General features: G+C 34.2%; 22 protein-coding genes. 12 read left to right on the forward strand and 10 right to left on the reverse strand.

Features of this window, described 5'->3' with window-relative positions; all coding sequences use genetic code 11:
• Positions 1–24: 24 nt before the first annotated feature.
• The 3 genes from dnaJ to hisS form a co-directional block, all read right to left on the reverse strand.
• Positions 25–1,140 (reverse strand): molecular chaperone DnaJ, encoded by a 1,116-nt coding sequence (gene dnaJ / locus BMX64_RS00425; RefSeq protein WP_091164593.1) that lies wholly within the window; start codon positions 1,138–1,140, stop codon positions 25–27.
• Positions 1,141–1,218: 78 nt separating this feature from the next.
• Entirely contained in the window at positions 1,219–1,800 is a 582-nt protein-coding gene (locus tag BMX64_RS00430; protein ID WP_091164596.1) for a nucleotide exchange factor GrpE, read from the reverse strand.
• Between the two features lie 275 nt (positions 1,801–2,075).
• Complete coding sequence (gene hisS, locus BMX64_RS00435; RefSeq protein WP_091166504.1) at positions 2,076–3,452, reverse strand: histidine--tRNA ligase; 1,377 nt, start codon at positions 3,450–3,452, stop codon at positions 2,076–2,078.
• A 353-nt stretch (positions 3,453–3,805) separates the two neighbouring features.
• Between hisS and BMX64_RS00440 the strand changes: the two genes are divergently transcribed.
• Positions 3,806–5,050, forward strand: coding sequence for an ABC transporter permease (locus BMX64_RS00440; protein ID WP_167543005.1), 1,245 nt, complete (start codon positions 3,806–3,808; stop codon positions 5,048–5,050).
• 37 nt (positions 5,051–5,087) lie between these two features.
• Here the strand turns inward: BMX64_RS00440 and prmC are convergent, their stop codons facing one another.
• Positions 5,088–5,957, reverse strand: coding sequence for a peptide chain release factor N(5)-glutamine methyltransferase (gene prmC / locus BMX64_RS00445; RefSeq protein WP_091164605.1), 870 nt, complete (start codon positions 5,955–5,957; stop codon positions 5,088–5,090).
• Positions 5,958–6,061: 104 nt separating this feature from the next.
• On the reverse strand, positions 6,062–6,547 hold the full coding sequence (locus BMX64_RS00450; protein WP_091164608.1) for a GNAT family N-acetyltransferase: 486 nt from the start codon (positions 6,545–6,547) through the stop codon (positions 6,062–6,064).
• Positions 6,548–6,663: 116 nt separating this feature from the next.
• Between BMX64_RS00450 and ribD the strand changes: the two genes are divergently transcribed.
• Genes ribD through BMX64_RS00465 form a run of 3 tightly spaced genes read left to right on the forward strand, consistent with a single transcriptional unit; the run spans position 6,664 to position 8,943 of the window.
• Positions 6,664–7,707 carry a bifunctional diaminohydroxyphosphoribosylaminopyrimidine deaminase/5-amino-6-(5-phosphoribosylamino)uracil reductase RibD gene (gene ribD, locus BMX64_RS00455; RefSeq protein ID WP_091164611.1) on the forward strand — a complete coding sequence of 348 codons (1,044 nt, stop codon included), beginning with the start codon at positions 6,664–6,666 and terminating at the stop codon, positions 7,705–7,707.
• Positions 7,700–8,302, forward strand: a complete 603-nt coding sequence (locus tag BMX64_RS00460; protein ID WP_091164613.1) for an HAD family hydrolase — start codon at positions 7,700–7,702, stop codon at positions 8,300–8,302. The genes ribD and BMX64_RS00460 overlap by 8 nt, the downstream gene beginning before the upstream one ends.
• A gap of 11 nt (positions 8,303–8,313) precedes the next feature.
• Positions 8,314–8,943 carry an IMPACT family protein gene (locus BMX64_RS00465; RefSeq protein WP_091164616.1) on the forward strand — a complete coding sequence of 210 codons (630 nt, stop codon included), beginning with the start codon at positions 8,314–8,316 and terminating at the stop codon, positions 8,941–8,943.
• A 29-nt stretch (positions 8,944–8,972) separates the two neighbouring features.
• On the opposite strand, the gene BMX64_RS00470 is transcribed toward BMX64_RS00465, so the two are convergent.
• The gene (locus BMX64_RS00470; RefSeq protein ID WP_091164619.1) at positions 8,973–9,377 is read right to left on the reverse strand and encodes an acyl-CoA thioesterase; all 405 of its coding nucleotides are present in this window, start codon (positions 9,375–9,377) and stop codon (positions 8,973–8,975) included.
• Between the two features lie 184 nt (positions 9,378–9,561).
• Here BMX64_RS00470 and dnaA point away from each other — a divergent pair, with 184 nt between their 5' ends.
• The 5 genes from dnaA (at position 9,562) to BMX64_RS00495 (ending at position 14,556) form a co-directional block, all read left to right on the forward strand.
• Positions 9,562–10,989, forward strand: coding sequence for a chromosomal replication initiator protein DnaA (dnaA, locus tag BMX64_RS00475; RefSeq protein WP_091164622.1), 1,428 nt, complete (start codon positions 9,562–9,564; stop codon positions 10,987–10,989).
• Positions 10,990–10,996: 7 nt separating this feature from the next.
• The gene (locus BMX64_RS00480) at positions 10,997–11,464 is read left to right on the forward strand and encodes a low molecular weight protein-tyrosine-phosphatase (RefSeq protein ID WP_091164624.1); all 468 of its coding nucleotides are present in this window, start codon (positions 10,997–10,999) and stop codon (positions 11,462–11,464) included.
• Positions 11,465–11,555: 91 nt separating this feature from the next.
• Positions 11,556–12,278 (forward strand): SAM-dependent methyltransferase, encoded by a 723-nt coding sequence (locus BMX64_RS00485; RefSeq protein ID WP_091164627.1) that lies wholly within the window; start codon positions 11,556–11,558, stop codon positions 12,276–12,278.
• A 189-nt stretch (positions 12,279–12,467) separates the two neighbouring features.
• Positions 12,468–13,595, forward strand: a complete 1,128-nt coding sequence (locus tag BMX64_RS00490; RefSeq protein WP_091164629.1) for a methionine aminotransferase — start codon at positions 12,468–12,470, stop codon at positions 13,593–13,595.
• Positions 13,596–13,674: 79 nt separating this feature from the next.
• Entirely contained in the window at positions 13,675–14,556 is an 882-nt protein-coding gene (locus tag BMX64_RS00495; protein ID WP_167543006.1) for an SDR family oxidoreductase, read from the forward strand.
• Between the two features lie 117 nt (positions 14,557–14,673).
• On the opposite strand, the gene BMX64_RS00500 is transcribed toward BMX64_RS00495, so the two are convergent.
• The 4 genes from BMX64_RS00500 to BMX64_RS00515 form a co-directional block, all read right to left on the reverse strand.
• A complete protein-coding gene (locus BMX64_RS00500) occupies positions 14,674–14,988 on the reverse strand; it encodes a response regulator (protein ID WP_091164632.1) in 315 nt (104 codons plus the stop codon).
• 70 nt (positions 14,989–15,058) lie between these two features.
• A complete protein-coding gene (locus BMX64_RS00505) occupies positions 15,059–15,589 on the reverse strand; it encodes a YceI family protein (RefSeq protein ID WP_091164637.1) in 531 nt (176 codons plus the stop codon).
• A 49-nt stretch (positions 15,590–15,638) separates the two neighbouring features.
• The gene (locus BMX64_RS00510) at positions 15,639–16,391 is read right to left on the reverse strand and encodes a pirin family protein (RefSeq protein WP_091164642.1); all 753 of its coding nucleotides are present in this window, start codon (positions 16,389–16,391) and stop codon (positions 15,639–15,641) included.
• 88 nt (positions 16,392–16,479) lie between these two features.
• Entirely contained in the window at positions 16,480–17,061 is a 582-nt protein-coding gene (locus tag BMX64_RS00515) for a Crp/Fnr family transcriptional regulator (RefSeq protein WP_091164645.1), read from the reverse strand.
• A 147-nt stretch (positions 17,062–17,208) separates the two neighbouring features.
• Between BMX64_RS00515 and udk the strand changes: the two genes are divergently transcribed.
• The 3 genes from udk to BMX64_RS00530 all read left to right on the forward strand — a co-directional run bounded on the left by udk (position 17,209) and on the right by BMX64_RS00530 (position 19,783).
• On the forward strand, positions 17,209–17,817 hold the full coding sequence (gene udk, locus BMX64_RS00520; protein ID WP_091164648.1) for a uridine kinase: 609 nt from the start codon (positions 17,209–17,211) through the stop codon (positions 17,815–17,817).
• A gap of 152 nt (positions 17,818–17,969) precedes the next feature.
• Complete coding sequence (locus BMX64_RS00525) at positions 17,970–18,293, forward strand: FtsB family cell division protein (RefSeq protein WP_091164651.1); 324 nt, start codon at positions 17,970–17,972, stop codon at positions 18,291–18,293.
• 125 nt (positions 18,294–18,418) lie between these two features.
• On the forward strand, positions 18,419–19,783 hold the full coding sequence (locus tag BMX64_RS00530; protein WP_091164655.1) for a methylmalonyl-CoA mutase subunit beta: 1,365 nt from the start codon (positions 18,419–18,421) through the stop codon (positions 19,781–19,783).
• The last annotated feature ends 25 nt before the right edge of the window (positions 19,784–19,808 follow it).

Below are 19,808 nucleotides of genomic sequence, written 5' to 3' on the forward strand. Positions count from 1 at the left end.
GATAAATCGTATCGCTACTTTTTATTATGAAAACATGTCTTTCACTTTCTCAAAAAATGATTTGTCTGATTTTTCAGGATTTGGAATAAAATTCTCATCCGTAAGATTTTTTTCAAAAAACTGTTTTTGTTCTTTGTTCAATGTTTTTGGAGTCCAAACATTTACATGCACCAATAAATCTCCGTTTCCGTAGCCATTGATACTTGGAATTCCTTTTCCTTTTAATCTTAAGATTTTACCAGATTGAATTCCTTCTTCCAATTTGATTCTCACTTTTCCGTTTATAGCTTCAATATCTTTGGAAATCCCAAGAACCGCTTCAGCGAAACTGATGTATAAATCGTAGTGTAAATTTTCTCCTTCACGTTTCAAGAACTCATGCTCCAATTCCTCAATAGCAACAATCAAATCTCCCGGAATACTGTTTCCCGGAGCATCGTTTCCTTTATTAGAAACTTTCAATTGCATTCCGTCCACAACACCCGCAGGTATTTTTATAGAAACCGTTTCATCTTCAAGAATCATTCCTTGTGAATCTGCTTCTGATGGTTTTTTATCTAAAATTTGACCCGAACCACTACAGGTTGGACATGTAGAAGCTGACTGCATTCTTCCCAAAATGGTGTTCGTAACGCGCATCACTTGTCCTTGACCGTTACATGTAGAACACGTTTTATAGGTAACTCCAGGTGCTTGAACTTTACGTTTTACTTTTACTTTTTTCTCAACGCCATTGGCAATTTCTTCTAATGTCAATTTTACTTTAATACGAAGGTTGCTTCCTTTAGCACGACGAACGCCACCGCCTCCACCGCCTCCGAAACCACCAAAACCGCCTCCGAAAATATCACCAAACTGACTGAAAATGTCATCCATATTCATTCCGCCATGACCACCTCCGCCAAAACCGCCAGAACCATCAAAAGCTTGATGACCATATTGATCATATTTTGCTTTTTTCTGAGGATCGCTTAATACTTCGTAAGCTTCAGCAGCTAATTTGAATTTATCCTCTGCCGATTTGTCTCCAGGATTTTTGTCAGGATGATATTGCAAAGCATTTTTTCTGTATGCTTTTTTAATTTCAGCAGCGTCAGCATTTTTTGAAATGCCTAATATTTCGTAAAAATCTTTTTTCATTTTTATTTTTTCTTTTACAGAGACGCACTGCGGTGTGACTCTACGCGTGATATAAATACGCGATTAATCGCGAATCTATTACTGCCCTATAACAACTTTTGGAAAACGAATAATCTTGTCTCCTAATTTGTATCCTTTTTCAAGAACATCGACAATTTTACCTTTCAACTTATCTGATGGTGCAGGAATTTGAGTTATTGCTTCAGCAAAATCAGCATCAAAAGCGTCTCCAGCCTTAACCTCAACTTGCTCTAATCCTTTAGAAACTAATGTGCTCTTTAATTTTTCATGAATAAGCTCCACTCCTTTTGTCAACAATTCGTCATCCGATTTGTTAATTTCAACCAAAGCTCTGTCGAAATCATCTAATACAGGAAGCATTGCCAATAAAACTTCTTGATTAGCCGTTTTGAACAACTCTATACGTTCTTTAGAAGTTCTTCTTTTATAATTTTCAAATTCAGCAAATAATCGTAAATACTTATCTTTTTCTTTTGCTAAGTCTTGTGTTAATTGTTCTTCAACACTTAATTCATCCTCAACAACAATTTGCTCTCCATTGGCATTATTTTCTAATGTCACTTCGTGTAATTCTTGATCGATTTCTGTATTTTCAGTAGTCATATTACTTGTATTTTTAAAAATATTCTTAAACTTCATTTTTATTCTTTTTTTTGGATTGCAAAAGTACTGCCAATTCTTTTAAAATGTCAAATTGTCATCTTTTTATTGATTTTCCTTTTCTAATGAATTTCATTTTTTTAACAATTTTCAAATCGTCAAAATTTTAATATATTTTTAAGATTATCTCAATTAAAATTCTATATTTTTGTTATTATGTTTTTTAGAGACATTTTAAATAATTATTAATTCAGCTTTACTTTATACTAAAAAAGCTTCGTTTACTAAAACGAAGCTTTTTTTATGTTTTTAAATCAAGACTCTAACAAGCTTTGCTTTAAACTTTCAAAATCTAATGAAAGCTGTTCGCCAGTAACTAGATTTTTGAGTAAAAACGTATTCGAAGCCATTTCTTGTTCTCCTACAATTACAGCAAAAGGAATTCCTCGTTTGTCTGCATGTTGAAACTGCTTGGCTACTTTAGTGTTATCCGGATACAATTCTACTTTTATTCCTGCAGCTCTTAACTTCTGAATGGCTTGCAATCCATAAAAAGCTTCGGCATCGCCATAATTAATAAACAATGCTTTTGAAGTTGCCGTTACAGTTTCCGGAAATAAATTCAATTCTTCGACCACCAGATAGATTCGGTCTAATCCAAAAGAAATCCCCACGCCACTCATATTTTTCAATCCAAAAATCCCAGTCAAATCATCGTATCTTCCACCACCACCAATGGATCCCATTGCTACCGATTTTGGCGGAGCCACTTCAAAAATGGCACCTGTATAATAATTCAATCCTCTGGCTAAGGTTACATCCAAGTCTAAAATCGAGTTACTTAAACCCAATTTCGTTACATTTTCACAAATGAAACGCAATTCTTCCACGCCTTTCATTCCTTCCTGTGATTCAGCAAGCAAAACCGAAAGCTGGTTTATTTTCTCTGCAATAGTTCCTATAAAATGGAATAACGGCTGTACTTTCAAAATTGCTTCTTCGGAGATTCCTTTCTCCATCATTTCTTTTTTGACACCGTCTTCGCCAATTTTGTCCAACTTATCCAACGCTACCGTAAAATCAATCAATTTATCCGATGCACCAATCACTTCGGCAATTCCGGATAATATTTTTCTGTTATTGATTTTGATGGTCACACCTGCCAAACCTAAAGCGGTAAAAACAGTGTCATATAATTGTACTAATTCCACTTCTTGCCACAAGGATTTAGAACCTACCACATCAGCATCACATTGAAAAAATTCTCTGAAACGACCTTTTTGCGGGCGATCCGCACGCCAAACCGGCTGAATCTGGTATCTTTTGAAGGGAAATTCAATATCATTTTGGTGTTGCACCACATAACGAGCAAACGGAACGGTTAAATCATACCGAAGGGCTTTCTCGGAAATACTCGCCGTCAGCTTTGTACTGTCTTTATTTTCCAGATGCGTTTCATTGGCTTTCGCCAAATAATCTCCTGAATTTAATATTTTAAAAATCAAACGATCGCCTTCTTCTCCGTATTTCCCCATTAGGGTTTCGGAGTTTTCAAATGAAGGTGTTTCTATGGGTTGGAATCCGAATTTCTCGAAGTTGCTTTTTATAATCTGGATAATATAGTGACGTTTTGCCACCTCAGTTGGTGAAAAATCTCTGGTTCCTTTCGGAATGCTCGGTTTTGATGCCATGGTATGAGTATTGGATTTTAAATTTTCAGATTTCGGAAGTGTTGAAAGACTCCAAATTCTAATTCTTTGCAAATATCTTATTTTTAAAATTATTCTGTTTACAAATTTCAGCATTTTATTGCCCGATGCCTAGCCCAGATTAAAGTGGAAATACGGCAGTAAAAAATACTATTGTTTTCTTGCCTGAAAGAGCGACCGCAGGAAGCTCCTTTTAGGCAATTGAAAACAAATTATTTTTGCTGCAGGATTATAACGGAAAGCTGGAAATAGCTTCAAATAAAAGAGATTATAATAAATTAATTTTTAGCTGAAGAAAATTTGTAACAAAAATTGTATTTTCGTGTCAAACTAGCATGATGTTAAAATTATTCAAAGAAAATATCCGTATCGCATTAGGTTCTATTAGAACGCAATTGTTGCGAACCGTACTTACCGTGTTGATAATTGCTATTGGAATTACTGCATTAGTAGGTATACTTACCGTTGTTTCCGCTTTGGAAAACACTATTTCATCTGATTTTGCCTCCATGGGCGCCAATACATTCAACATCAATCAATACGAAAATACCACGCGAAACCGCGGTGGAGAAGAGCGCGAAATCATAAATCCAATCATTTCTTATCCTGAAGCTGTAGCTTTTCAAAACAAATACAACTATCCTTTTACCGAAACCTCGCTTTCGTTTACGGCAACATCAACAGCCGAAGTAAAATATGAATCTACAAAAACGGATCCTGAAATTAAGGTCGTAGGTGTTGACCAACATTTCATCACTAATTCTGGTTTAGAAACTAGTTTAGGACGAAACTTTACAAGTTTTGATATCGATAACAATTCTTATGTTTGTGTTGTCGGATCTGACTTTGAAAAAGGATTATTGAAAGACGTAAACCCAATTGACAAAACAATCTCTATCCGGGGAGCCAAGTTTAAAGTTATTGGTGTACTAAAGGAAAAAGGCTCCACTTTTGGCAACAGTCAGGATTTGAGAGTATTAATCCCAATTCAAGTGGCGCGTTCCTTGTTTACAGCACCAAATATAAATTACACGATGAGCATCATGGTTTCTAAGAAAGAATTATTAGAACAAGCCATTGATAATGCTACGAGTACAATGCGTAGAGTTCGCAAGTTAAGCCCGATTAAAGACAATAATTTTGGAGTAGTCAGAAGTGATGACCTTATCAACAGAATTTTAGGAATTACACAATATCTTGGATTTGCCTCTTGGCTAATTGGTATAATTACCGTGCTTGGATCCTCCATCGCATTGATGAACATTATGATTGTTTCCGTGACGGAACGCACCAGGGAAATAGGGGTTCGAAAAGCCTTAGGAGCCAAAAAAACGACTATAGCCTTTCAATTTTTTATAGAAACTTTGCTTATTGGTCAACTAGGCGGATTAGTTGGAATCATTTTTGGAATCCTAATTGGTTTTGGTATTGCAACTGCGGTAGACTTTGTTTTTGTAATTCCTTGGGGAGCAATTATGGCTGCATTCATAACCAGTTTTATTGTTGCAATCGTTTCCGGCTTGTATCCCGCCATAAAAGCGGCTACCCTTGATCCAATCGAGGCACTACGATATGAATAGTTGAAAAGAGTGAATTGAAAATCTACTTAAAGCTAAATTATTTCATGCTCGCTCTGACCATCCTGTCATTTCCGTAAATATCCTTACGTAGCTCGATAGCCGCGAAATTCATTTTTTCGAGTAAATCAATCATTTCTTTTCCTAAATATTGATTGATTTCAAAGTACAATCGTCCGTTTTCAGACAGGTTTTTCTGGGCCAATTCGGCTATTTTTTTATAAAAAATCAACGCATCATTATCTTCTACAAAAAGTGCCAAATGCGGTTCATTGTCCAATACATTTTTCTTTATTTCTTCTTTTTCTAAATTCCGGACGTAAGGCGGATTAGAAACAATAATATCAAATTGTTGCCCTAAATCTTCTGTTTCAAGAATGTTTTGATTGATAAAAGTAACGTTGACGGAATTATTTTCTGCATTTTTTTTGGCTGTAGCCAAAGCCTTTTCAGAAACATCAATGGCAAAAACTGTGGCATTTGGAAGATTTTTTGCCAATGAAATGGCGATACAACCGCTTCCCGTTCCAATATCCAAAATACGGATATTTTGACTTTCTCCCGAAGTTTCGGGATTCAACTTTTGACGTTTTAAAATCCATTCGACTAATTCTTCGGTTTCTGGTCTTGGAATTAAAACGTTCTCATTGACTTCAAAATCCAACCCATAAAAACTCGTTTTGCCTAACAGATATTGTACTGGAATTTCCTGTTTCAATTGTTCTAAAATCGAGTTCCAAATTACAATTTCCGCTTCCGAAAAAACCAAATCAGGATGTAACGCCAAGTCTATTCTTTTCAATTGATGTTTTTCTTCTACTATTAAATAGAAAAAACTCTCTGCTTCTCCAGCATCATAAATTGGAGTCAGTTCTTGAATAAATTGGGTTCTGTATTCTTTAATTTTCATTTTTCTTATTTGAAATGCTTATTTAAAAACTACTTTTATTCTCTAAATCTACAAATCTCTTTGTTTATTAAAGTTCCAAGTGTTTTTTGTAGGTCGGTCATTTTTTACAAATCCTTCAACATCCAAATAGGACAACTGGTATGACCCGTGCTTCCCATCGGAGAACAAATGTATTCAAAACCTACTTTCTTGTACAGTTTTTGAGCATCGAGCATAAAAGGCATTGTTTCCAAATAGCATTTTTCAAATCCAAAATCTTTGGCACTTTGTAAACATTGAGCCATCATTTGGCTTCCAATTCCAAGTCCTCTGGTTTCCGGTAGAAAATACATTTTTTGAAGTTCGCAGATCGTTTCCGCTTCATTTTCAAGTGGTGCAACACCGGCAGAACCTATGATTTTTCCATCCTTTTCTACAACATAATAAACCGATTTAGGTTTGTTGTATTCCTCAAACATTAAATCCAAATATGGATCTTCATAAGCTGTTCCTACTTTTGGAATGTTTAATTCGTCAAAAACTGCTCTTATCAATGCTGCAACTGCTTGATTGTCCTCTTTTTTTATTTTTCTAATGCTGTAATTTTCCATTTTCTTCAAAAACTAATTTTATATGCAAAAGTAGAAATTGTTTAGTGTTATTTTAGAAAGTTTCAAAACTAATCCAGAAGTTTCGGGGCTAAACCCAAAATAACTACTTTTGTGTTGTGAAAATACATGAAAAATACATCCGACGGTGCATCGAATTAGCCAAAAATGGTTTGGGAACAACGTATCCAAATCCTTTGGTAGGCAGTGTTATTGTTTACGAAGACAAAATCATTGGGGAAGGCTGGCATAAAAAATCAGGAGAACCGCACGCCGAGGTAAATGCCGTGAATTCTGTAAAAGACAAATCGTTGTTGAAAAAAGCGACTATTTATGTGAGTTTAGAACCGTGTAGTCATTTTGGCAAAACGCCACCTTGTTGTGATTTGATTATAAAGAATAAAATTCCAAATGTAGTTATTGGAACTGTTGATCCCAATATAAAAGTGGCAGGAAACGGAATCAAAAAACTAATGGAAGCCGGAATACATGTCACTGTAGGAATTCTTGAAGAAGAATGCAATGAACTTAATAAAAGGTTTTTTACATTTCACGAAAAGAAAAGACCCTATATTATTTTGAAGTGGGCCGAAAGTCAAGATGGTTTTATCGCGCCAAAAGAAAAATCAGAAAAAAAACCCGTCTGGATTACCAATCCATATTCGAGACAATTAGTCCATAAATGGAGAACGGAGGAACAAGCTATTCTAGTGGGAACTCAAACTGCCATTGATGATAATCCAAAACTGAATGCACGCGATTGGTCTGGAAACAATCCGATTCGATTGGTTATCGACCAAAAAAATCGCATTCCTGAACACAACCATATATTTGATAATCAAGCTAAAACAATCCTGTTTTCAAAATCAAGAAACAGTATTAAAAAAGAAAACACTATATTTGAAATAATTGATTTTGAAAAAAACATAGTAGAACAAATTGTGCAAATACTATATCAACATCAAATTCAATCCGTAATTATTGAAGGCGGCAGGCAAACTTTACAAACTTTTATTGATGCCAATCTTTGGGACGAAGCACGAATATTTGTTGGAAGTGTCGAATTTAAGGAAGGAACTAAGGCTCCTAATCTTGCTAAAAACCAGTTCAAAAAACAATCTATTGGTAATGACGAATTAATACTATCTAAAAACTATGATTAACACTATAATTTTTGATTTTGGAGATGTTTTTATCAACTTAGATAAGGAAGCACCTGTTATTGAGTTTAAAAAGTTAGGTTTAAATGAATGGCATGACGATTTAAAAGACCTAAATGTAAAATTTGAAAAGGGACAGGTTTCCGAACTTCAATTTATAAATGGTTTTCAAAAACATTTACCAAATGCTTCGATAGAAGATATCAGAAATGCCTGGAACGCAGTTTTATTGGATTTCCCCTTATACCGATTAGAATTCCTGCAATTGCTTTCACGAAAATACCGCCTATTTTTACTAAGCAATACAGATGCAATGCACATTGATAAATTTCAACATAAAGCCGGAATGACTTTTTACAGAGATTTTTATCAATGCTTTGAAAAAGTTTATTTCTCCTTTGAGTTAGGAATGCGAAAACCTGAAGCAGGAATTTTCAATTGTCTCATAAAAAAGCATGATTTAAACCCAAAACGCACCTTATTTATTGACGACAAGAAAGAAAACACTGATGCGGCACATGCATTAGGATTTAAAGTCTGGAATTTACAAGTTGGAAAAGAAGATATCGTGCATTTATTTGACAAAAAAATAATTTAGAAAAGCAGCTTTTGGAATTTAAAGACACCTACAATACTATTGAATTTGCCTCTGAAGAATTATTATTCAAAGAAAAAAATAGCAAATTCTTTGGTTATGCTTACCCAATTAATTCGGAAGAAGAAGTAAAACCCTTAATAGAAATCTTAAGAAAACAACACCCCAATGCAGGACATTTTTGTTACGCCTATCAAATAGGTGCTGACCTCGTAACCTACAGAGCAAATGATGATGGAGAACCCAGCAACAGTGCTGGAATGCCTATTTATGGGCAAATACAGTCGTTTTCTGTTACAAACATACTCATTGTAGTGGTTCGGATTTTTGGCGGAGTAAAACTAGGCGTTGGCGGATTAATTTCTGCCTATAAAACCACTGCGCAAATGGTTCTTGAGACCTGTGAAATTGTCGAAAAAACAATAGATATTCATTTCACCATCTCATTTGATTACCAAAATATGAATAAAGTGATGCGGGTAATTAAGGAAAAAAAGTTGGAAATTGTATCCCAGGAAATGGAAATAAATGAAATCACCTCACTTCCTATGGGTAAAATCGAGATAAAAACACGAAAAAAAAATGCCGAAATGGTATTCGACATTTTCAATTCGATGTTTGAAATCGAAATAAATCGGCTTTAATTTCGTTACAAAATTGCCTCTTTTATAATTTATTCCATAGTTTTTAACAATTCTAAAATATAATCTGGAGGAACTGTCGGGCGACCCGTTTTTAGGGATATAAAAACCAAAATAAATTGGGCAGTTGTTAATAACTCATCCGATTCATTATAAATAGCGCAATCAAATTCTATCTTAACAGAACTCTGACTTTTAAAAGTGGTGTGAACCGTAAGCAACTCATCATACCGAGCTGATTTTTTATAATTTATATTCATCGAGACAATAGGAAGTGCAATACCACTTTCCTCCATGCTCTTATACGAAATCCCTTTGTCTCTAAGCCATTCCACCCTTCCTATCTCAAAATAAGGAATGTAATTTCCATGATAAACGACGCCCATTTGATCCGTTTCAGAGTAGCGCACCCTAACTTGTATTTGATGATCTTTCATTAATTATGTATTAAAAATTTAAATTCTAAAAAGCTCCTTACAACAATAATTCGTGAAATTATTACCCTATATATTTTTTTTTACAGAAATTTGTTCACATATTTGTTACCCCGATAATAAATAATAAAACATCTTTTTTTTAGTAAGATAACAATTACCAATTAAAAACAATTTAATAGAATATATGAACAAAACTGCTCAATCAGTATGGGAAAACTGTTTGTCTTTCATAAAAGACAACATCCAAGACCAAGCGTACAAAACTTGGTTCGAACCAATCAAATCAGTTGAACTTACCGATAACGCATTATATATTCAAGTTCCAAGTAAATTTTTCTACGAATGGTTGGAAGAGCACTATGTAAAATTATTAAAAGTGGCCCTTACCAAAGAACTTGGAAAAAACGCAAAGTTACTTTATAAAATAAGAATGGAAAACACTTATGGCAACAAACAACCGTTTACGGAACAATTGCCAAGTGCCAATAGAGTTCCTATGAAGCCCCAAGAAGTTGATGCTCCATTTAAAAACTTAAATCCAGAATTAAAAAATCCTTTTGTAATTCCAGGAATTCGAAATTTGAAAATTGAATCACAACTGAATGCAAATTATAGTTTTGACAATTTTCTAGAAGGAGATTCTAATAGATTAGCGCGTTCTGCAGGTATGGCCGTAGCCAATAAACCTGGCGGAACTTCATTCAACCCCTTGTTAATTTTTGGTGGAGTTGGTCTTGGAAAAACACATTTAGCACATGCAATTGGCGTGGAAATAAAAGACAAATATCCTGAAAAAACGGTATTGTATATCTCCGCCGAAATTTTCACCCAACAATATATTGATTCTGTAAAGAAGAACAACCGTAATGATTTCATTCATTTTTATCAATTAATTGATGTTTTAATTATTGATGATGTGCAGTTCCTTTCTGGGAAATCAGGGACTCAGGATGTATTTTTCCATATATTTAATTATTTACATCAAAATGGTAAACAGGTAATCTTGACATCTGATAAGGCGCCAGTTGACATGCAGGATATCGAACAACGCTTGTTATCTCGTTTCAAATGGGGATTGTCTGCAGAAATACACCAACCGGATTATGAAACCAGAATTTCTATCCTTAAAAACATATTGTATAGAGACGGTGTAGAAATTCCAGAAGAAATTATTGAATATGTTGCCCGTAATATTAAATCAAATGTACGGGAATTGGAAGGGGCAATTATTTCCTTGATTGCACAGTCCTCATTCAATAAAAAAGAAGTCACATTAGAACTTGCTAAAAGTGTTGTTGAAAAATTTGTAAAAAATGTAAAACGAGAAATTTCTATCGATTACATTCAAAAAATTGTTTCGGATTATTTCCAGTTGGATTTAGAAACGTTGCAATCTAAAACCAGAAAAAGACACGTGGTGCAAGCCAGACAATTGGCAATGTTTTTTGCAAAAAAATTCACTAAAGCTTCTTTGGCAAATATTGGTTCCCAAATTGGAGATCGCGATCACGCAACAGTGTTACACGCCTGTAAAACCGTTGACAATTTAGTCGCTACTGACAAACAGTTCAAGAAATTCGTGGAAGATATCAATAAAAAATTAACGCTATAAACGCATCATGTCCATAAAAATCTTAATGGTTTGTTTAGGTAATATTTGCCGTTCTCCATTGGCAGAAGGTATTTTGGCTGCTAAACTTCCTAAAAACAAATTCACAGTTGATTCCGCAGGAACTGGTTCTTGGCATATTGGCCATTCGCCTGATGAACGTTCTATTGCTGTTGCAAAAAAAAATAAAATCAGTATTTCAAATCAAAAAGGACGACAATTCACCACAACTGATTTTGATGCCTTTGATTACATTTATGTGATGGATAATTCTAATTATGAGGATGTAATTCAGCTTGCTAAAAACCAACAACAAAAAGAAAAAGTACAACTTATTCTGAATGAATTATTTCCAAATGAAAAAGTAGATGTTCCTGATCCTTACTTTGGTTTACCCAATGGTTTCGAAATTGTTTACAACATGCTGGATGAAGTTTGCGAGATAATTGCAAAAAAAATTATAGCGAAACACACATAATTTTTCTGCGAAAAATTACTTTGGGTTCATAACATAATCCTGACCATATCATACTACAAATACATTACTTTTAGGAACATAAATTACACCTATGAAATCAAATACTGTTTTAGGGAAACTCTATCTAATCCCCACCACAATGGGTGACTGTGACCCTATGGACGTTTTGCCGCAAACCATAAAAAGAAGTATTGATCTCATTGATTATTATATTGTTGAAAACGACAAAACAGCTCGTAAATCTATTAAAGAGGTCGATCCTGAGAAGAAACAATCCGAGTTAAAACTTTTTGTATTAAACAAACACACCGAAACCAAAGAACATTTAGAGTTCATAAAACCGCTACTTGAAGGTTACAATATGGGTTTAATGAGCGAAGCGGGATGTCCCGGAGTGGCTGATCCTGGTGCTGTAATTGTAAAATTAGCACATGAAAAAGGAATTCAGGTTATTCCTTTGGTTGGTCCTTCTTCTATTCTTTTGGCAATGATGGCATCAGGAATGAACGGTCAAAGTTTCACTTTTCATGGTTATTTACCTATTGAGAAAGATGAAAAGAAAGCCAGTTTTAAAACGTTAGAAAGAGTCTCTTTCGAAAAAAATCAATCTCAAATTTTCATCGAAACTCCGTATCGCAACAACAAATTACTGGAAGATCTAGTGCAAACTTTACATCCTGAAACGCATTTATGCATCGCCACGGACATTACCTTGCCTACAGAATACATCAAAACCAAAAAAATTGCGGCTTGGAAAAAAGAAACCATCGATTTACACAAACGCCCCACAATTTTCATCATTCACAAGATGTAAATTCAAAATGTTTTTTATTAATATTAAAGAATGATATCAGTAAAAACTTCAAAACTTACAATTTGATATAACAATAGTAAACTTTAAATTTTCCGACTCAAAAGAGTTAATAAAAGATAAAACAATACTTGTAATCATTAATTCTAATTATAAAAACCTATTTTTATAATTAGAATTAATGATTTTTTTATGAGTAAACTTCCAAATATCAGTACGAGTATTTTTACGGTTATGTCAAAAATGGCTACTGAATATAATGCCATCAATCTTTCTCAAGGTTTTCCAAACTTTCCTGTTGATGAACGATTAACAGATATTGTTGCCAAACTGGCCAAAGAAAATGTACATCAATACACGCCAATGTCTGGCTATCCAACGTTATTATCAAAAATAGCGACACTAATTAAAAACTCCTACGGAAGAACTATTCAGCCTGAAACGGAATTGCTAGTTACCGCTGGAGCGACACAAGCCATTTTTACCACCATAACAGCTTTGGTAAAAAGCAATGACGAAGTGATTATCTTGGATCCCAGTTATGATTGCTATGAAGCGCCCGTATTATTATGCAACGCAAATCCGGTTCGGGTAGCACTGAATGATGATTATACTCCAAATTGGGAAATTATCGGAAAAGCGTGTACTGCAAAAACTAAAATGATTATCATAAATAATCCCCATAATCCAACGGGAAAAATTTTAACGGAATCTGATTTTGAAGCCTTGGAAATGCTGCTCGAAAAACACTCTGATATCGTACTTCTTTCTGATGAAGTCTATGAATACATCACTTTCGAGGAGAAACATATTTCAGCTCATACACGCGAGAAACTATTGAATCGTTGTGTGATGGTTTCCTCTTTTGGAAAATCATTCCATGTTACGGGATGGAAAGTGGGCTATTTAGCAGCACCAGAATATTTGATGAAGGAAATCAAAAAAGTACATCAATTTTTAGTATTTAGTGTCAATAGCATTTGTCAGGTTGCCATTAGCGAGTATTTAGAGATTGTTTCTGTTTCTGAAATTGGGAAATTATATCAGGAAAAACGGGATTATTTTAGACAATTATTAAAAGACAGCCGTTTCAAACTCATGCCGTGCGAAGGAACTTATTTTCAGGTGGTTTCGTATGCAAACATATCAAATGAGAATGATGTTGATTTTTGCAAACGCCTCATTATAGAACATGGCGTTGCTGCAATTCCTATCTCTACTTTTTATGCCGATGGAAAAGACCTGAAATTAATTCGGTTTTGCTTCGCCAAAGATAATGCTACGCTTGAAGAAGCCGCTAAAAGATTGTGTGCCATCTAAAATCAGTATTTAAATTTATTTTATTATGCATGCATACTATTTAATTTTATTATATTTACAATAAAAAAATATCAAAAATATGAGCTATACAGATAAAATGTTACGCGACGATGCCCTAAAAGGCAAAGTGATTGTCGTAACCGGAGGCGGAAGCGGTTTAGGAAAAGCAATGACAAAATATTTCTTGGAATTGGGTGCGCAAGTGGCCATTACTTCCAGAGATTTAGAAAAACTAAAAAATACTGCTGTAGAACTGGAAACGGAAACCGGCGGAACTTGTCTTCCTATTCAATGTGATGTACGTCATTATGAAGAAGTGGAAAATATGCTCCAAGAAGTGTTGAAAGCTTTTGGTAAAGTAGATGTTTTACTGAATAATGCTGCCGGAAATTTCATTTCTCCAACCGAAAGATTATCTGCAAATGCCTTTGATACTGTAATTGATATCGTTTTAAAAGGTTCCAAAAACTGTACACTTGCTTTTGGAAAACATTGGATTGACACCAAACAAAAATCATCTACTATCTTAAATATCGTTACGACTTACGCTTGGACAGGTTCTGCTTACGTGGTACCTAGCGCAACTGCAAAAGCAGGAGTTTTGGCAATGACACGAAGTCTTGCGGTAGAATGGGCAAAATACGGAATTCGTTCGAATGCAATTGCTCCTGGACCGTTCCCAACTAAAGGTGCGTGGGACCGATTGTTACCTGGAGATTTAGCTGAAAAATTTGATATGGCTAAAAAAGTGCCGTTAAAACGTGTGGGAGATCATCAGGAATTAGCCAATCTAGCGGCTTATTTAGTTTCTGATTTTTCAGCATATATCAACGGTGATGTCATAACAATTGATGGTGGCGAATGGCTTAAAGGCGCTGGACAGTTCAATTTACTTGAAGCAATTCCAGAAGAACTTTGGGATCAGTTGGAAATGATGATAAAAGCAAAAAAGAATAAATAATAGTTTTATATAAAATAAAAAGAGAGAGTCACATGGCTCTCTTTTTTTAGTTGACACTACTAAATATTTTAGTAAACATCCTATTTTCTTAATTTCTTAATGGTAAAAAAAGAGTTTTTAATTTTTATTGTTATGCAAGCCCAGTAAGATTTCACTTTTCAGTAAACCACTTCCACCTCCATAATGCTGGACAATACTAATATTTGGATTTTTATTTTTGAAAAAAACACACAATTCAACTTCACTTTCTTCCTGAATTCCAGAACCTAACAAGACAATGGAAAAATCTTTTTTTAGAAAAATTTCCTTCGCTTCCTCATCATTCATAACGCCTACTCCATTCCAATTCTCGTTTGCATTTATCAATCGGATAACGGTTTCTAGAATTTCGGGATGTCTTCCTATGTATAAAATATTTATGGTTTCCATCATTCTATTTTATTAAAAAACACAAACCTCAAAGAAAATAATCCTTTGAGATTTGTGTTTATTTACTTTAAAATTATTGTTGCAAAAATTGCAATTCGATGTTCAAACGAACTTCTTCGCTTACTAAAACACCTCCTGTTTCAAGAGCCGAATTCCAGTTTAATCCCCAATCTTTTCTATTAATTTTTCCTTCTAATTCAAGTGCCATTTTAGTATTTCCCCAAGGATCTTTCATTAATCCTCCGTATTCTGCAGCTAACTCTACTGATTTTGTAATGCCATGTAAGGTTAAATCCCCCACTAATACGTATTCACCTTCATTGATTTTAGTGAAAGAAGTAGCGCTAAATTTAATTTCTGGAAATTGTGTAGCATCAAAAAAATCCGCACTCAATAAATGAGTATCTCTATCTGCGTTTCCTGTTGTTATAGAATCAATTGCTCCTGTAAATTCAATTTTCGAGTTTTCTAAATTGCTGTCTTCTGCTTCAATCGTTGCATCAAATTTTGAAAATTTACCTGAAACATTAGTAAACATCATGTGTTTTACTTTAAAACCAATTTCTGAGTGTGTTGGGTCAATTACCCATTTTGTTGTTGACATAGTAGTATTTTATTTAAATTAATATTATTTATTTCTATTATTTAGCAGATTACAATTGCATTGGAACTTCCATCAATAGGATCTCTGCATTAGCTGAATTAGCGGTAATTTTTATTGTATTCGTATCCCAAATTCCTAATCCGTCACGTTCATTTAAAGCGATGTTTCCTAACGTGAAATCTCCTTTTAAAACAAAAGCATAAATTCCATTTCCTGGTTTTTTCAATTCGTAAACAGTAGAAAAATCATTGTCAAACTTCCCAATATGAAACCAAGCATCTTGATGAATCCAAACGCCTTCATCTTCTGGATTTGGTGATAAAATTTGCTGTAATTTATTGTGACGATCATTTAAATCTAAAGTGATTTGGTCATAACGAGGCGTTACATTTTTTTTATTTGGATAAATCCAAATCTGTAAAAATTTGACCAACTGATCTTTGTTTTTATTGTACTCGCTGTGAAAAATTCCGGTACCAGCACTCATCGCTTGAATATCACCTTCCTTGATTACGGTAGTATTTCCCATACTGTCTTGGTGTTCTAAATCACCTTCGAGCGGAATAGAAATAATTTCCATGTTATCATGCGGATGTTTCCCAAAACCCATTCCTTGGCTGACTCTGTCATCATTCAAAACGCGTAAGACTCCAAAATTCATACGTTCTGGATTTTGATAATTGGCAAAACTAAAGGTATGATAGGATTCTAACCAACCATGATTAGCGTGACCGCGAGTATTTGCTTTATGCAAAACCGAATTAGTAATTACACCATCTATTTTTTTATCTGTATTTTCCATTGTCCTGTTCTTTAATAGTATGATGCAAAGTTGCGTCAAAAAAAAAGCGCATGCATTGAACTAGGACAAGAAATGAAAAAAGCGAAATCTAGAGTTTAGCAATTTTAGTTCTTACTTTACTAAGAAACTCGGCTGAAATTCCCAGATAAGAAGCAATATAATGCTGGGCAACGCGCTGTGAAAGTGTGGGATAATGTTCGAGAAACTCTAAATATTTCTCGGTTGCCGATTTAGAAATCGTATTAAATAAACGGTCTTGAGTAACGGCAAGACTTCGTTGCATCAGAATACGGAAAGCACGTTCAAACTTTGGGGCTTTGGTAAATAATTCCTCTTTTGTTTCTGGACTAAAAAGGAAGAATTCACAATCTTCCAAAGTTTCAATGTACACTCTGCTGGGTTTATCCTCGTAAATACTAAAAGATATATCACTCACCCAGGCATTCTCGATAGCAAATTGTAGAATAACTTCAAAACCATTGGCATCAATATAATATTTTCGGACACAACCTTTGATGACAAATGCTTCAAAACTACACATCTCGTCCTCCTGAAGCATAATCGTTTTCTTAGGAACGGCTTTATACTCCAATAAAGAATTGAAAACTTCTAATTCATTCGCGTCAAAAGTGACATACCGACTTATATTTTTATTGATTTGTGAATACACGTTTTAAATTTTAGAAACTAAAGATAGAAAAACATCAAGTAATAACTCCCAATAAATATAGTAATTTAGCAATATTTCTTAAAAAAAGAAAAACTGCTCCCGATTAAATTCCTATTTTTGTCCCAATAAAAACATAACAAAAAATTTATGCTCATTATAGGAATTGCAGGTGGTACAGGAAGCGGAAAAACAACCGTTGTACATCAGATTATGAATGAATTACCACAAACTGAAGTTGGTATTATTTCTCAAGACTCATACTACAAAGAAAATCACGGACTTTCATTTGATGAAAGAGCATTAATTAATTTTGATCATCCGCGTGCTATTGATTTCGAGTTATTAGTGGCTCATCTCAAGGAATTAAAAGAAGGAAACAACATCAATCAGCCCGTTTATTCTTTTGTAACACATAATAGGACAGACGATACCGTTTTTACACATCCTCGAAAAGTGATGATTGTCGAAGGAATTTTAATCTTGGCAAATCCAGAATTAAGAGAATTATTTGATGTAAAAATATACGTTCACGCCGATTCTGACGAGCGATTAATCCGCCGTATGAAACGCGATATCGCGGAACGTGGCCGAGATATGCATGAAGTAATTAACAGATACCAAACAACATTGAAGCCAATGCACGAGCAGTTCATCGAACCAACCAAAGCATTTGCCGACATCATAATACCAAACGACAAATACAATACCGTAGCCATTGACGTGGTTCGTGCGGTAATAAATCAAAAAATTCTATAATTTAGTTGTAATTTTAGTGCAATAATTATTAGGAGCTATTTCCCGTCTCTTCCTGAAGACGAGATTGCAATCTTTTAGGATGTGAATCTTCCTTCGTCATCATCACATCCTAAAAGGATTTTCACTTTAATCGGGGCTAAAAAAAATAAAAAATGACAAATCCGTACAAAGACAAATCTTGGTTTAAATTCTTGAGTAACAAATATGTCTGGGTTTTGTTGTTTTTTTGTACATGGATGATTTTTCTGGACAACTATTCGTATTTTGACCATCGTATTTTGGATCAACAAATTGAAGATCTAGAGGATAATGCTACTTATTATAAAGAAGAAATAAAGAAAGATCAGCAGAACATCAAGCAATTAAAAAATTCAGAACAAATAGAAAAATACGCCCGGGAAAAATACTATATGAAAAAAGATAGTGAAGATATTTATATCATCGAATTCGAAGGTGACACGATTGAAAAAAAATAAAACCCCATCCCCAACCCTTTCCAAAGAGAAGGGAGTGTAAAATTTAGAGTAATTAATAAAACATAACACCAAGTTTCGGCTCCTCTTCTTTGTAGAGGGCTGGGGTGAGGAAAATAACAAACAAAATGGCTGCAAACCTTTTCGATGATTTCAATCCCATTTCCTCCAAACAATGGAAACAAAAAATCCAATTTGAACTCAAAGGAGCGGATTATAATGAAACCTTAGTTTGGAATTCTCCGGAAGACATTCAGGTAAAACCTTTTTATCACAAAGATGAATTTACTAAAGCTTTTCCTGTTTCCACTAAAGCCTCTGAGTTTAAAATTTGTCAAAATATATTTGTCTACGATGTTGAAAAATCAATAGAAAGAGCGCGCGACACCTTGAGTCGTGGTGCTGACAGCCTTCGGTTTACAATAGAAAATGAATCAATTGATATTACCAATCTTTTGGAGCAATTACCATTAGAAAAAGTAACCGTTTATTTTAATCTGGGATTTATTTCAATCGATTTCGTCAAAAAAATTGACGCTTTCGCAAAAAAAAATAATACTGTTATTTTTTGCAATCTGGATCCAATTGGACAATTAGCCAAAGATGGAAACTGGTTTGTAACTAACGAAAAAAGCAATTTTGACACACTGAATTTACTATCGAAAGAAACAAAATCAGTGTCATTAATCAGTATCAATTCCGCTTTGTATCAAAATGCCGGAGCTAATATGGTGCAGCAAATTGCTTATAGTTTAGGACAGGCAAATGAATATTTCAATCGAATAGAAACCATAAACCAACCTATTGTTTTTGAAGTTGCCGTTGGGACAAATTACTTTTTTGAAATTGCAAAACTACGTGCGTTGCGATTACTTTTTAATCTGATAGCCAAAGAATACAACCATAATCTAGATTGCAACATTATTGTTTCGCCAACCAAACGAAACAAAACATTATACGATTACAACGTAAATATGTTGCGTACCACAACCGAATGTATGAGTGCAATTATTGGCGGAGCAGATGCTATTGCAAATTTACCTTACGATGCCTTGTACCACAAAGACAATGAATTTGGCGACCGAATTGCGCGAAATCAATTGTTAATTCTTAAAAACGAAAGTTATTTTGACAAAGTTAATAATCCGGCTGACGGCAGTTATTATATCGAAAATCTCACCAATCAATTAGCTGAAAAAGCGTTGGCATTATTTAAAGATATTGAGGCAAATGGCGGTTTCTTAAAACAACTTAATGATGGAATCATCAAAAGAAAAATTCAGGAAAGTGCTGATACAGCTCAGGAATTATTTGATTCTGGGAAAGAAATTCTATTAGGCACTAACAAACATCCTAATAAACAGGACAAAATGAAACATGATTTAGAATTGTTTCCTTTTGTAAAAGTCAAACCTAGAAAAACCTTGATTACGCCCATAATCGAAAAACGTCTCGCAGAGAAAATAGAACAGGAAAGATTGGATCTTGAATAGTCAGGCCGAATCTGTTATTTAATTT

The sequence above is a fragment of the Flavobacterium sinopsychrotolerans genome (assembly GCF_900110375.1).
Classification (GTDB): Bacteria; Bacteroidota; Bacteroidia; order Flavobacteriales; family Flavobacteriaceae; genus Flavobacterium; species Flavobacterium sinopsychrotolerans.

Bases quoted from the DNA above. Each gene is read 5' to 3' on its own strand.
- dnaJ (WP_091164593.1), bottom strand. From the start codon at position 1,140: ATGAAAAAAGATTTTTACGAAATATTAGGCATTTCAAAAAATGCTGAC.
- BMX64_RS00430 (WP_091164596.1), bottom strand. From the start codon at position 1,800: ATGAAGTTTAAGAATATTTTTAAAAATACAAGTAATATGACTACTGAA.
- hisS (WP_091166504.1), bottom strand. From the start codon at position 3,452: ATGGCATCAAAACCGAGCATTCCGAAAGGAACCAGAGATTTTTCACCA.
- BMX64_RS00440 (WP_167543005.1), top strand. From the start codon at position 3,806: ATGATGTTAAAATTATTCAAAGAAAATATCCGTATCGCATTAGGTTCT.
- prmC (WP_091164605.1), bottom strand. From the start codon at position 5,957: ATGAAAATTAAAGAATACAGAACCCAATTTATTCAAGAACTGACTCCA.
- BMX64_RS00450 (WP_091164608.1), bottom strand. From the start codon at position 6,547: ATGGAAAATTACAGCATTAGAAAAATAAAAAAAGAGGACAATCAAGCA.
- BMX64_RS00460 (WP_091164613.1), top strand. From the start codon at position 7,700: ATGATTAACACTATAATTTTTGATTTTGGAGATGTTTTTATCAACTTA.
- BMX64_RS00470 (WP_091164619.1), bottom strand. From the start codon at position 9,377: ATGAAAGATCATCAAATACAAGTTAGGGTGCGCTACTCTGAAACGGAT.
- dnaA (WP_091164622.1), top strand. From the start codon at position 9,562: ATGAACAAAACTGCTCAATCAGTATGGGAAAACTGTTTGTCTTTCATA.
- BMX64_RS00480 (WP_091164624.1), top strand. From the start codon at position 10,997: ATGTCCATAAAAATCTTAATGGTTTGTTTAGGTAATATTTGCCGTTCT.
- BMX64_RS00485 (WP_091164627.1), top strand. From the start codon at position 11,556: ATGAAATCAAATACTGTTTTAGGGAAACTCTATCTAATCCCCACCACA.
- BMX64_RS00490 (WP_091164629.1), top strand. From the start codon at position 12,468: ATGAGTAAACTTCCAAATATCAGTACGAGTATTTTTACGGTTATGTCA.
- BMX64_RS00495 (WP_167543006.1), top strand. From the start codon at position 13,675: ATGAGCTATACAGATAAAATGTTACGCGACGATGCCCTAAAAGGCAAA.
- BMX64_RS00500 (WP_091164632.1), bottom strand. From the start codon at position 14,988: ATGATGGAAACCATAAATATTTTATACATAGGAAGACATCCCGAAATT.
- BMX64_RS00505 (WP_091164637.1), bottom strand. From the start codon at position 15,589: ATGTCAACAACAAAATGGGTAATTGACCCAACACACTCAGAAATTGGT.
- BMX64_RS00510 (WP_091164642.1), bottom strand. From the start codon at position 16,391: ATGGAAAATACAGATAAAAAAATAGATGGTGTAATTACTAATTCGGTT.
- udk (WP_091164648.1), top strand. From the start codon at position 17,209: ATGCTCATTATAGGAATTGCAGGTGGTACAGGAAGCGGAAAAACAACC.
- BMX64_RS00525 (WP_091164651.1), top strand. From the start codon at position 17,970: ATGACAAATCCGTACAAAGACAAATCTTGGTTTAAATTCTTGAGTAAC.
- BMX64_RS00530 (WP_091164655.1), top strand. From the start codon at position 18,419: ATGGCTGCAAACCTTTTCGATGATTTCAATCCCATTTCCTCCAAACAA.